The sequence below is a fragment of the Acinetobacter suaedae genome, assembly GCF_008630915.1.
Taxonomy (GTDB): Bacteria; Pseudomonadota; Gammaproteobacteria; order Pseudomonadales; family Moraxellaceae; genus Acinetobacter; species Acinetobacter suaedae.
On record NZ_CP043909.1, the window covers coordinates 863,069 to 878,925 of the forward strand.

General features: G+C 45.4%; 1 protein-coding gene. It reads left to right on the forward strand.

Annotated features, from left to right (window positions below):
- Positions 1-311: 311 nt before the first annotated feature.
- Positions 312-15,848 carry a BapA/Bap/LapF family large adhesin gene (locus tag F2A31_RS16005; RefSeq protein WP_150025305.1) on the forward strand — a complete coding sequence of 5,179 codons (15,537 nt, stop codon included), beginning with the start codon at positions 312-314 and terminating at the stop codon, positions 15,846-15,848.
- Positions 15,849-15,857 lie beyond the last annotated feature (9 nt).

Consider the following 15,857-nt stretch of genomic DNA (forward strand, 5'->3'; position numbering starts at 1 on the left):
GATAAATTACTTGAACTTTACTTTATTAATTAAAATTTAAAACAGTTTTAATAAAGATTGATGCATAAATGTAACCAAAAATAAACCCCTTAATAAAAAATTTTTAAAAAATAAAAGCTTGGAAGTTTTTATTTATTTTGCACTATCATACATTACTAGAATTTTGTGTGGGCTATTTAACATTTCTCTGAATTGGTTTAGAGTAGAGCTGATAACTGTACCTAATCAAAACAGAAATAATTACGCGAAAGCTTAACACTTGAATCGATAAACAGTTGAAAATTAATGAATTATAATTGAGGAACAAGGTCATGTCTGAAATACAAATAATTTCCAAGGAAAGCCATAAAACGCTTTTAAATACAACGGATAGCACTACAGCATTATCCCCCTCCCAACCAGCGGTTGTGCTTATAAAAATACCAATTGAGGATGTTGCGCAAGTCAAAAGAGATGGAACTAATGCAGTTGTTTTTTTGAAAAATGGAGAACAAATTGTCATTCAGAATTTCTTTGCGAATGATAATAGCCAAAACCTTGACAACAGTTTGGTTTTCCAAGGAGAGGACGGAAAGCTAATTTGGGCACGATTTAAAGACTCTGAAAGTGATTCAGATGCTGATTCAGATGCCGATGCTGATGCAGATGCTGATGTTGAACCAGACATGGAAGCCGCTGTTTATTTAGAAGAGACACCTGTTGCAATTCCTCCTGTAGTTCAAGCACCTGTTTCCGACGCTGTTTTTCAACCAATCGATTCAATTACACCATTACTTTATCATGATGGTGGCATAAGCCCTTGGCTATGGGGTGTTCCTCTTGTAGCGGGTGGAATTATTGCGGCTGCTAGTGGTGGCGGTAGTAAGAAACGTAGTAACGATGAGAGTGATTCGGACGCAGACAGCGACTCTGACTCCGACAGTGATTCTGACTCAGATAGCGACTCTGATTCCGACAGCGATTCAGACAGTGACTCTGACAGCGACAGTGATTCTGACTCTGACAGCGACAGCGATTCTGACTCTGATTCCGACAGCGATTCAGATAGTGACTCTGATAGCGACAGCGATTCTGACTCTGATTCCGACAGCGACTCTGACTCTGATAGCGACAGCGACTCAGACAGCGACAGCGACTCTGACTCTGATAGCGACAGCGACTCTGACTCTGATAGCGACAGTGACTCTGACAGCGACAGCGATTCTGACTCTGATTCAGATAGCGACTCTGACTCAGATAGCGACAGCGATTCTGACTCTGACTCAGACAGCGACTCTGATTCCGACAGCGATTCAGACTCTGACTCAGACAGCGACAGCGATTCTGACTCTGACAGCGACTCTGACTCTGACAGCGACTCTGACTCTGACAGCGACAGCGATTCTGACTCTGATTCCGACAGCGATTCAGATAGTGACTCTGATAGCGACAGCGATTCTGACTCTGATTCCGACAGCGATTCAGATAGTGACTCTGATAGCGACAGCGATTCTGACTCTGATAGCGACAGCGACTCAGACAGCGACAGCGACTCAGACAGCGACAGCGACTCAGACAGCGACAGCGATTCTGACTCTGATAGCGACTCTGACTCTGATAGTGACTCTGACTCAGACAGCGACAGCGACAGTGATTCTGACTCTGATAGCGACAGCGATTCTGACTCTGATAGCGACTCTGACTCTGACTCAGACAGCGACAGCGACTCTGACTCTGATAGCGACAGCGACTCTGACAGCGACAGTGACTCTGACTCAGACAGCGATTCAGACTCTGATAGCGACAGTGACTCTGACTCAGACAGCGATTCAGACTCTGATAGCGACAGTGACTCTGATTCCGACAGCGACTCTGACTCCGACAGCGATTCAGACTCTGATAGCGACAGTGACTCTGATTCCGACAGCGACTCTGACTCCGACAGCGATTCAGACTCTGATAGCGACAGCGACTCTGACTCTGATAGTGACTCTGACTCAGACAGCGATTCAGACTCTGATAGCGACAGTGACTCTGACAGCGACTCTGATAGCGACAGCGATTCTGACTCTGATTCCGACAGCGATTCAGATAGTGACTCTGATAGCGACAGCGATTCTGACTCTGATAGCGACAGCGACTCAGACAGCGACAGCGACTCAGACAGCGACAGCGACTCAGACAGCGACAGCGATTCTGACTCTGATAGCGACTCTGACTCTGATAGTGACTCTGACTCAGACAGCGACAGCGACAGTGATTCTGACTCTGATAGCGACAGCGATTCTGACTCTGATAGCGACTCTGACTCTGACTCTGACTCAGACAGCGACAGCGACTCTGACTCTGATAGCGACAGCGACTCTGACAGCGACAGTGACTCTGACTCAGACAGCGATTCAGACTCTGATAGCGACAGTGACTCTGACTCAGACAGCGATTCAGACTCTGATAGCGACAGTGACTCTGATTCCGACAGCGACTCTGACTCCGACAGCGATTCAGACTCTGATAGCGACAGCGACTCTGACTCTGATAGTGACTCTGACTCAGACAGCGATTCAGACTCTGATAGCGACAGTGACTCTGACAGCGACTCTGATAGCGACAGCGATTCAGACAGTGACTCTGATTCCGACAGCGACTCTGACTCTGACAGTGATTCAGACTCTGATAGCGACAGTGATTCTGACTCTGACTCTGATAGCGACAGCGACTCAGACAGCGACAGCGATTCTGACTCTGATAGTGACTCTGACTCTGATTCCGACAGCGATTCTGACTCAGACAGCGACAGTGACTCTGACTCAGACAGCGACAGCGATTCTGACTCAGACAGCGACAGCGATTCTGACTCAGACAGCGACTCTGACTCTGATAGTGACTCTGATAGCGACAGTGATTCAGACTCTGATAGTGACAGCGACTCTGACTCAGACAGCGACAGTGATTCTGACTCTGACAGCGACAGTGATTCTGACTCTGATAGCGACAGCGACTCTGATTCCGACAGCGACAGCGATTCAGACTCTGACAGCGACTCTGATAGCGACAGCGATTCTGACTCTGACTCAGACAGCGACAGTGATTCTGACTCTGACAGCGACAGTGACTCTGACTCTGATAGCGACAGCGACAGCGACTCTGACTCTGATAGCGACAGTGATTCAGACTCTGATAGCGACAGCGACTCAGACAGCGACAGCGATTCAGACTCTGATAGCGACAGCGATTCTGACTCAGACAGCGACAGTGACTCTGACTCTGATAGCGACAGCGACTCAGACAGCGACAGCGACTCTGACAGCGACAGCGATTCAGACTCTGATAGCGACAGCGACTCTGACTCTGATAGCGACAGTGATTCAGACTCTGATAGCGACAGCGACTCAGACAGCGACAGCGATTCTGACTCTGATAGTGACTCTGACTCTGATTCCGACAGCGATTCTGACTCAGACAGCGACAGTGACTCTGACTCAGACAGCGATTCAGACAGTGACTCTGATAGCGACAGCGACTCTGACTCTGATAGTGACTCTGACTCAGACAGCGACTCTGACTCTGATAGTGACTCTGATAGCGACAGTGATTCAGACTCTGATAGTGACAGCGACAGTGACTCTGACTCAGACAGCGACAGCGATTCTGACTCAGACAGCGACAGCGATTCTGACTCAGACAGCGACTCTGACTCTGATAGTGACTCTGACTCAGACAGCGACAGTGATTCTGACTCTGATAGCGACAGTGATTCAGACTCTGATAGTGACAGCGACTCTGACTCTGACAGCGACAGCGATTCTGACTCAGACAGCGACAGTGATTCTGACTCTGATAGCGACAGTGATTCAGACTCTGATAGTGACAGCGACTCTGACTCTGACAGCGACAGCGATTCTGACAGTGACTCTGATAGCGACAGCGACTCAGACAGCGACAGCGATTCTGACTCTGATAGTGACTCAGATGTCAATTTACTAGTTGATATCACGATTGTTGCAGACGTTGATGGTGATAACATCATCACTGGTAGTGAGTTAAATGGCAGTGCTGACCTTGAAGTTCATGTTGGATTAGCTGCTGATGCTTATGAGGGAATGGAGGTTGAGCTTAATGTAGATGGCGAACTTTCTACTCATATTGTCACTGCTGATGATATTGCAAATGGTTATATTGCTACGACAATTACCACAACTGGTAGTGGTGTAATTAATATTGAAGCAACAGCGACGAATGCTGATGGCATTACTGACACTACATCTCTTGTTGTTACGATCGCACCACAAGATCTCATCACCACGATTGAAGTTGTTGGTGATGTTGATGGTAATGACTTCATCACCGCAGATGAGCTAGATATAGATGGTAACTTTACTGTTCATGTAGGCTTAGGTGATGGTGCTTACGAAGGGTTGGTGGTTAGTGTAAATGGCAGTGATTATGTCGTTACACAAACTGATCTTGATAATGGGTATATCGTTGCCACAATTGCTGGTACTGATGGTTTAGTAAATATTACAGCCGAAGCATCAGATGTTTGGGGTGATACAGATTCAACCTCTATTTCGATAACCGTGGATACAACAGCACCAGTGGTTGGTCTAGATGATGTGTTAAGCACACTTCCATCACCAGAGTTAACCGGTACGATTGATGATCCAGAAGCAGAAGTGGTTGTTACTGTAGATGGTGTTGACTATGTTGCGATCAACAATGGAGATGGCACATGGACCTTACCAGCAGGCGAATTGCCAGAGTTAGCAGATGGTGATTACACCGTTACTGTGACAGCAACAGACCCAGCAGGTAATACATCGACAGTAGAAGGTAGCTTCGGAATCGATACAACAGCACCAGTGGTTGGTCTAGATGATGTGTTAAGCACACTTCCATCACCAGAGTTAACCGGTACGATTGATGATCCAGAAGCAGAAGTGGTTGTTACTGTAGATGGTGTTGACTATGTTGCGATCAACAATGGAGATGGCACATGGACCTTACCAGCAGGCGAATTGCCAGAGTTAACAGATGGTGATTACACCATTACTGTAACGGCAACTGATCCAGCGGGTAACACGACTACAATCGAAGCAGGTTTAACAATCGATACAACAGCACCAGTGGTTGGTCTAGATGATGTGTTAAGCACACTTCCATCACCAGAGTTAACCGGTACGATTGATGATCCAGAAGCAGAAGTGGTTGTTACTGTAGATGGTGTTGACTATGTTGCGATCAACAATGGAGATGGCACATGGACCTTACCAGCAGGCGAATTGCCAGAGTTAACAGATGGTGATTACACCATTACTGTAACGGCAACTGATCCAGCGGGTAACACGACTACAATCGAAGCAGGTTTAACAATCGATACAACAGCACCAGTGGTTGGTCTAGATGATGTGTTAAGCACACTTCCATCACCAGAGTTAACCGGTACGATTGATGATCCAGAAGCAGAAGTGGTTGTTACTGTAGATGGTGTTGACTATGTTGCGATCAACAATGGAGATGGCACATGGACCTTACCAGCAGGCGAATTGCCAGAGTTAGCAGATGGTGATTACACCGTTACTGTGACAGCAACAGACCCAGCAGGTAATACATCGACAGTAGAAGGTAGCTTCGGAATCGATACAACAGCACCAGTGGTTGGTCTAGATGATGTGTTAAGCACACTTCCATCACCAGAGTTAACCGGTACGATTGATGATCCAGAAGCAGAAGTGGTTGTTACTGTAGATGGTGTTGACTATGTTGCGATCAACAATGGAGATGGCACATGGACCTTACCAGCAGGCGAATTGCCAGAGTTAGCAGATGGTGATTACACCGTTACTGTGACAGCAACAGACCCAGCAGGTAATACATCGACAGTAGAAGGTAGCTTCGGAATCGATACAACAGCACCAGTGGTTGGTCTAGATGATGTGTTAAGCACACTTCCATCACCAGAGTTAACCGGTACGATTGATGATCCAGAAGCAGAAGTGGTTGTTACTGTAGATGGTGTTGACTATGTTGCGATCAACAATGGAGATGGCACATGGACCTTACCAGCAGGCGAATTGCCAGAGTTAGCAGATGGTGATTACACCGTTACTGTGACAGCAACAGACCCAGCAGGTAATACATCGACAGTAGAAGGTAGCTTCGGAATCGATACAACAGCACCAGTGGTTGGTCTAGATGATGTGTTAAGCACACTTCCATCACCAGAGTTAACCGGTACGATTGATGATCCAGAAGCAGAAGTGGTTGTTACTGTAGATGGTGTTGACTATGTTGCGATCAACAATGGAGATGGCACATGGACCTTACCAGCAGGCGAATTGCCAGAGTTAGCAGATGGTGATTACACCGTTACTGTGACAGCAACAGACCCAGCAGGTAATACATCGACAGTAGAAGGTAGCTTCGGAATCGATACAACAGCACCAGTGGTTGGTCTAGATGATGTGTTAAGCACACTTCCATCACCAGAGTTAACCGGTACGATTGATGATCCAGAAGCAGAAGTGGTTGTTACTGTAGATGGTGTTGACTATGTTGCGATCAACAATGGAGATGGCACATGGACCTTACCAGCAGGCGAATTGCCAGAGTTAGCAGATGGTGATTACACCGTTACTGTGACAGCAACAGACCCAGCAGGTAATACATCGACAGTAGAAGGTAGCTTCGGAATCGATACAACAGCACCAGTGGTTGGTTTAGATGATGTGTTAAGCACACTTCCATCACCAGAGTTAACCGGTACGATTGATGATCCAGAAGCAGAAGTGGTTGTTACTGTAGATGGTGTTGACTATGTTGCGATCAACAATGGAGATGGCACATGGACCTTACCAGCAGGCGAATTGCCAGAGTTAGCAGATGGTGATTACACCGTTACTGTGACAGCAACAGACCCAGCAGGTAATACATCGACAGTAGAAGGTAGCTTCGGAATCGATACAACAGCACCAGTGGTTGGTCTAGATGATGTGTTAAGCACACTTCCATCACCAGAGTTAACCGGTACGATTGATGATCCAGAAGCAGAAGTGGTTGTTACTGTAGATGGTGTTGACTATGTTGCGATCAACAATGGAGATGGCACATGGACCTTACCAGCAGGCGAATTGCCAGAGTTGGCAGATGGTGATTACACCGTTACTGTGACAGCAACAGACCCAGCAGGTAATACATCGACAGTAGAAGGTAGCTTCGGAATCGATACAACAGCACCAGTGGTTGGTCTAGATGATGTGTTAAGCACACTTCCATCACCAGAGTTAACCGGTACGATTGATGATCCAGAAGCAGAAGTGGTTGTTACTGTAGATGGTGTTGACTATGTTGCGATCAACAATGGAGATGGCACATGGACCTTACCAGCAGGCGAATTGCCAGAGTTAGCAGATGGTGATTACACCGTTACTGTGACAGCAACAGACCCAGCAGGTAATACATCGACAGTAGAAGGTAGCTTCGGAATCGATACAACAGCACCAGTAGTTGGTCTAGATGATGTGTTAAGCACACTTCCATCACCAGAGTTAACCGGTACGATTGATGATCCAGAAGCAGAAGTGGTTGTTACTGTAGATGGTGTTGACTATGTTGCGATCAACAATGGAGATGGCACATGGACCTTACCAGCAGGCGAATTGCCAGAGTTAACAGATGGTGATTACACCGTTACTGTGACAGCAACAGACCCAGCAGGTAATACATCGACAGTAGAAGGTAGCTTCGGAATCGATACAACAGCACCAGTGGTTGGTCTAGATGATGTGTTAAGCACACTTCCATCACCAGAGTTAACCGGTACGATTGATGATCCAGAAGCAGAAGTGGTTGTTACTGTAGATGGTGTTGACTATGTTGCGATCAACAATGGAGATGGCACATGGACCTTACCAGCAGGCGAATTGCCAGAGTTAGCAGATGGTGATTACACCGTTACTGTGACAGCAACAGACCCAGCAGGTAATACATCGACAGTAGAAGGTAGCTTCGGAATCGATACAACAGCACCAGTGGTTGGTTTAGATGATGTGTTAAGCACACTTCCATCACCAGAGTTAACCGGTACGATTGATGATCCAGAAGCAGAAGTGGTTGTTACTGTAGATGGTGTTGACTATGTTGCGATCAACAATGGAGATGGCACATGGACCTTACCAGCAGGCGAATTGCCAGAGTTAGCAGATGGTGATTACACCGTTACTGTGACAGCAACAGACCCAGCAGGTAATACATCGACAGTAGAAGGTAGCTTCGGAATCGATACAACAGCACCAGTAGTTGGTCTAGATGATGTGTTAAGCACACTTCCATCACCAGAGTTAACCGGTACGATTGATGATCCAGAAGCAGAAGTGGTTGTTACTGTAGATGGTGTTGACTATGTTGCGATCAACAATGGAGATGGCACATGGACCTTACCAGCAGGCGAATTGCCAGAGTTAACAGATGGTGATTACACCGTTACTGTGACAGCAACAGACCCAGCAGGTAATACATCGACAGTAGAAGGTAGCTTCGGAATCGATACAACAGCACCAGTGGTTGGTCTAGATGATGTGTTAAGCACACTTCCATCACCAGAGTTAACCGGTACGATTGATGATCCAGAAGCAGAAGTGGTTGTTACTGTAGATGGTGTTGACTATGTTGCGATCAACAATGGAGATGGCACATGGACCTTACCAGCAGGCGAATTGCCAGAGTTAGCAGATGGTGATTACACCGTTACTGTGACAGCAACAGACCCAGCAGGTAATACATCGACAGTAGAAGGTAGCTTCGGAATCGATACAACAGCACCAGTGGTTGGTCTAGATGATGTGTTAAGCACACTTCCATCACCAGAGTTAACCGGTACGATTGATGATCCAGAAGCAGAAGTGGTTGTTACTGTAGATGGTGTTGACTATGTTGCGATCAACAATGGAGATGGCACATGGACCTTACCAGCAGGCGAATTGCCAGAGTTAACAGATGGTGATTACACCGTTACTGTGACAGCAACAGACCCAGCAGGTAATACATCGACAGTAGAAGGTAGCTTCGGAATCGATACAACAGCACCAGTGGTTGGTCTAGATGATGTGTTAAGCACACTTCCATCACCAGAGTTAACCGGTACGATTGATGATCCAGAAGCAGAAGTGGTTGTTACTGTAGATGGTGTTGACTATGTTGCGATCAACAATGGAGATGGCACATGGACCTTACCAGCAGGCGAATTGCCAGAGTTGGCAGATGGTGATTACACCGTTACTGTGACAGCAACAGACCCAGCAGGTAATACATCGACAGTAGAAGGTAGCTTCGGAATCGATACAACAGCACCAGTAGTTGGTCTAGATGATGTGTTAAGCACACTTCCATCACCAGAGTTAACCGGTACGATTGATGATCCAGAAGCAGAAGTGGTTGTTACTGTAGATGGTGTTGACTATGTTGCGATCAACAATGGAGATGGCACATGGACCTTACCAGCAGGCGAATTGCCAGAGTTAGCAGATGGTGATTACACCGTTACTGTGACAGCAACAGACCCAGCAGGTAATACATCGACAGTAGAAGGTAGCTTCGGAATCGATACAACAGCACCAGTGGTTGGTCTAGATGATGTGTTAAGCACACTTCCATCACCAGAGTTAACCGGTACGATTGATGATCCAGAAGCAGAAGTGGTTGTTACTGTAGATGGTGTTGACTATGTTGCGATCAACAATGGAGATGGCACATGGACCTTACCAGCAGGCGAATTGCCAGAGTTAGCAGATGGTGATTACACCGTTACTGTGACAGCAACAGACCCAGCAGGTAATACATCGACAGTAGAAGGTAGCTTCGGAATCGATACAACAGCACCAGTGGTTGGTTTAGATGATGTGTTAAGCACACTTCCATCACCAGAGTTAACCGGTACGATTGATGATCCAGAAGCAGAAGTGGTTGTTACTGTAGATGGTGTTGACTATGTTGCGATCAACAATGGAGATGGCACATGGACCTTACCAGCAGGCGAATTGCCAGAGTTAGCAGATGGTGATTACACCGTTACTGTGACAGCAACAGACCCAGCAGGTAATACATCGACAGTAGAAGGTAGCTTCGGAATCGATACAACAGCACCAGTAGTTGGTCTAGATGATGTGTTAAGCACACTTCCATCACCAGAGTTAACCGGTACGATTGATGATCCAGAAGCAGAAGTGGTTGTTACTGTAGATGGTGTTGACTATGTTGCGATCAACAATGGAGATGGCACATGGACCTTACCAGCAGGCGAATTGCCAGAGTTAACAGATGGTGATTACACCGTTACTGTGACAGCAACAGACCCAGCAGGTAATACATCGACAGTAGAAGGTAGCTTCGGAATCGATACAACAGCACCAGTGGTTGGTCTAGATGATGTGTTAAGCACACTTCCATCACCAGAGTTAACCGGTACGATTGATGATCCAGAAGCAGAAGTGGTTGTTACTGTAGATGGTGTTGACTATGTTGCGATCAACAATGGAGATGGCACATGGACCTTACCAGCAGGCGAATTGCCAGAGTTGGCAGATGGTGATTACACCGTTACTGTGACAGCAACAGACCCAGCAGGTAATACATCGACAGTAGAAGGTAGCTTCGGAATCGATACAACAGCACCAGTGGTTGGTCTAGATGATGTGTTAAGCACACTTCCATCACCAGAGTTAACCGGTACGATTGATGATCCAGAAGCAGAAGTGGTTGTTACTGTAGATGGTGTTGACTATGTTGCGATCAACAATGGAGATGGCACATGGACCTTACCAGCAGGCGAATTGCCAGAGTTAGCAGATGGTGATTACACCGTTACTGTGACAGCAACAGACCCAGCAGGTAATACATCGACAGTAGAAGGTAGCTTCGGAATCGATACAACAGCACCAGTAGTTGGTCTAGATGATGTGTTAAGCACACTTCCATCACCAGAGTTAACCGGTACGATTGATGATCCAGAAGCAGAAGTGGTTGTTACTGTAGATGGTGTTGACTATGTTGCGATCAACAATGGAGATGGCACATGGACCTTACCAGCAGGCGAATTGCCAGAGTTAACAGATGGTGATTACACCATTACTGTAACGGCAACTGATCCAGCGGGTAACACGACTACAATCGAAGCAGGTTTAACAATCGATACAACAGCACCAGTGGTTGGTCTAGATGATGTGTTAAGCACACTTCCATCACCAGAGTTAACCGGTACGATTGATGATCCAGAAGCAGAAGTGGTTGTTACTGTAGATGGTGTTGACTATGTTGCGATCAACAATGGAGATGGCACATGGACCTTACCAGCAGGCGAATTGCCAGAGTTAGCAGATGGTGATTACACCGTTACTGTGACAGCAACAGACCCAGCAGGTAATACATCGACAGTAGAAGGTAGCTTCGGAATCGATACAACAGCACCAGTAGTTGGTCTAGATGATGTGTTAAGCACACTTCCATCACCAGAGTTAACCGGTACGATTGATGATCCAGAAGCAGAAGTGGTTGTTACTGTAGATGGTGTTGACTATGTTGCGATCAACAATGGAGATGGCACATGGACCTTACCAGCAGGCGAATTGCCAGAGTTAGCAGATGGTGATTACACCGTTACTGTGACAGCAACAGACCCAGCAGGTAATACATCGACAGTAGAAGGTAGCTTCGGAATCGATACAACAGCACCAGTGGTTGGTCTAGATGATGTGTTAAGCACACTTCCATCACCAGAGTTAACCGGTACGATTGATGATCCAGAAGCAGAAGTGGTTGTTACTGTAGATGGTGTTGACTATGTTGCGATCAACAATGGAGATGGCACATGGACCTTACCAGCAGGCGAATTGCCAGAGTTAGCAGATGGTGATTACACCGTTACTGTGACAGCAACAGACCCAGCAGGTAATACATCGACAGTAGAAGGTAGCTTCGGAATCGATACAACAGCACCAGTGGTTGGTCTAGATGATGTGTTAAGCACACTTCCATCACCAGAGTTAACCGGTACGATTGATGATCCAGAAGCAGAAGTGGTTGTTACTGTAGATGGTGTTGACTATGTTGCGATCAACAATGGAGATGGCACATGGACCTTACCAGCAGGCGAATTGCCAGAGTTAACAGATGGTGATTACACCATTACTGTAACGGCAACTGATCCAGCGGGTAATGTTGGTACAGCTCAAGCAAATCTGAATATCGATACATCAATTCCAATTGTCGCATTTGATAATGTTGATGATGCCTTTGTAAATGCTCTGCCTTTACAAGTAGGTGATGATATTTCTGTTGGTAGTCATACTTATTTAGCACTTGCTTCCTTAGCAGGTCTAAATCTACAACTTGGATCAGCAGGTATTGGCTTCAATATAGATGAAGGTCATACAGGTGATATGACATTCAACTACAGTGCATTGATCAGTGCAGATGCATTAGCTGATTATGTACTTGTTCTTCAGAAGTTTGATGAAGCGACAGGACAATGGACTGCAGTTACAGGTCCAGGTGAAGCTGATCTATTAAGCTTGTCATTGTTCGGCGGTACAACAGTCACTGTTGATGGATTGGAAGCTGGTCAATACCGTGCCTTCATGGCCTTTGATGGATTACTTGGCGTTGGATTGCTAGGTACGTTATCTGGAAGCATGGATCTTTATGACCCTTCACAAATTGGAGGCTATGAAGTCGTCGCTGCTGAAGGTAATGTAATTACTGATGAAGGTATCAATGGCGAAACAGACATTATCACTGATACAACTGTTGTTAGTGTTGTGAATGGTGTTGAAGTTGTTGAAGGTGGAACAACCATAGAAGGTACATATGGTACCTTGGTGATCCATCCAGATGGTAGCTATACCTATACACCATTTGATGGTGATGCAGGTTTAGGTCAAGTGGATCAATTCGCTTATACCTTACTTGATCCAGTAACAGGGCATACTGCTAGTGCAACCTTGTATCTACATATAGATAGTTACGATGTAGATATGATCTGGAACCCAGCAGATCCATCACAACCTGCAACTGTAGACATTGTTGCGAGTGATGACCTTAATGTTGCAGAGATCAACCCACAAGCGTTGCTTGTTGGCGATGATGTTGATGCAGGAAGCCATACTTACTTATTACTTACTTCTCTAGCAGGTCTAGATTTACAAGTAGGTTCAGCAGGTATTAGCTTCAACATTGATGAAGGTCATTCAGGTGATATGACATTCAACTACAGTGCATTGATTAGTGGTGATGCATTAGCAGACTACGTACTGTGCATTCAGAAGTTTGATGAAGCAACAGGACAGTGGACTTCGATTACAGGTCCAGGTGAAGCTGATCTGTTAAGCTTGTCATTGTTCGGTGGTACAACAGTCACTGTTGATGGATTGGAAGCTGGTCAATACCGTGCCTTCATGACCTTTGATGGATTACTTGGTGCTGGCTTATTAGGTACCTTGTCTGCAACAATGGATGTTTATGACCTATCACAAATTGGTGGTTATGAAGTTGTTGCAGCGTCAGGTAATGTCATCACTGATGTAGGTATCGATGGCAATACGGATGTAGCAACACCGTTTACTACAGTAAGCAGTGTGAATGGCGTGGCAGTTACTGCAGGCGGAACAACCATAGAAGGTACATATGGTACCTTGGTGATTCAGCCGAATGGTAGCTATACCTATACACCATTCAATGATAGTGAAGGCTTAGGTCAAGTGGATCAATTCACTTACACCTTGTCTGATCCTATCGGTGGAGCAAATGCAGCGACTGGTACCTTGTACTTCCATATCGATAGTAGTGCTGTGGATATGACTTGGAACCCAGCAGATCCATCACAACCTGCAACTGTAGACATTGTTGCGAGTGATGACCTTAATGTTGCAGAGATCAACCCACAAGCGTTGCTTGTTGGCGATGATGTTGATGCAGGAAGCCATACTTACTTATTACTTACTTCTCTAGCAGGTCTAGATTTACAAGTAGGTTCAGCAGGTATTAGCTTCAACATTGATGAAGGTCATTCAGGTGATATGACATTCAACTACAGTGCATTGATTAGTGGTGATGCATTAGCAGACTACGTACTGTGCATTCAGAAGTTTGATGAAGCAACAGGACAGTGGACTTCGATTACAGGTCCAGGTGAAGCTGATCTGTTAAGCTTGTCATTGTTCGGTGGTACAACAGTCACTGTTGATGGATTGGAAGCTGGTCAATACCGTGCCTTCATGGCCTTTGATGGATTACTTGGTGTTGGCTTATTGGGTACCTTATCTGCAACAATGGATGTTTATGACCTATCACAAATTGGTGGTTATGAAGTTGTTGCAGCGTCAGGTAATGTCATCACTGATGTAGGTATCGATGGTAATGCAGATGTAGCAACACCGTTTACCACAGTAAGCAGTGTGAATGGCGTGGCAGTTACTGCAGGCGGAACAACCATAGAAGGTACATATGGTACCTTGGTGATTCAGCCGAATGGTAGCTATACCTATACACCATTCAATGATAGTGAAGGCTTAGGTCAAGTGGATCAATTCACTTACACCTTATCTGATCCTATCGGTGGAGCAAATGCAGCGACTGGTACCTTGTACTTCCATATCGATAGTAGTGCTGTGGATATGACTTGGAACCCAGCAGATCCATCACAACCTGCAACATTTACATTTGTTGCAACAGATGATCTTGATACATCATCACTCGTGATGGTGAATGAAGTAGATGATAATTACTTTAATGCATCTTCTTCACTCGTTGGTCTCTTAGGTACTACACAGACCTACACTTCAGGCACATTCACATTAGATTCTAATATGGATGCCTCTGGATTGATTACAGTGAACTCTCTGGCTACAGCTGGAAGTGCTACGATTAACTTGAATTTGCAAATCCAAAATCCAAATGGTACTTGGACAACAGTCGCAAATGATAGTTTCTCTGGCTTAATCTCGTTGCTTGGAACATTGGCATCACTCGATCTATCAACTTTAGATCTAGCTGCTGGAACGTATCGTGTACAGACAACATTGCAACAACCATTATTAGGTGGATTGGCTGCATTGGTTGGTGTCAATACAGACGTTAATGTTACTTATCTCGATCAATATGTAGTATCGAACACTATTGAAGCGGAAGGTAATATTTTCGGAAATGATTCAACTGGTTCTACGTTCACGAAACTACAAGTAACAGATGCAAATGGTGATGTAATTGATGTTTCTTACGGCACAATTATCCAAGGTCTACATGGTAGCCTCGTGATTAGTGCAAATGGAGATTATAGCTATACACCATCTTCTAGTACTGGTGGTGGTAGTGAAAGCTTCAGTTATACATTGACTCACTTGAATGGTGAAACTGTAACAGCAACATTGAATATCAATGTTGGTTACACAATCCAAGGTAGTGCTGGCAATGACATCATTACCGATAGTGCTGGTGATGATCTGATCCATGCTGGAGCAGGTAATGATACGATCAATACTGCAAATGGTGGTTCAGATACATTAATCTTTGATCTGTTAAATGCTACAAATGGCACTGGTGGAAATGGTCATGACACATGGTTCAACTTCCATGTTGGAGATACTGCCACTGATAGTGAAGCTGATAAGATCGATATTAGTGATCTATTAATTGGTTACACTGGAGATGGTAGCGCAGCTTCCCTCAGCGCTTATGTAAATGTAAGCTTTGATGGTACAGATACAATCATTAGCATAGATCGTGATGGTGGTGCTGGAGTACATAGCTCTACAGAACTTCTTACATTGAAAAATGTAGATACGTCTCTAGAAGAGTTATTACAAAACAACCAACTCTTGTTCTAATCTAGGTTG

What these genes read in the sequence shown, in the direction of transcription:
- F2A31_RS16005 (WP_150025305.1), top strand. Translation starts at nt 312, where the DNA reads ATGTCTGAAATACAAATAATTTCCAAGGAAAGCCATAAAACGCTTTTA.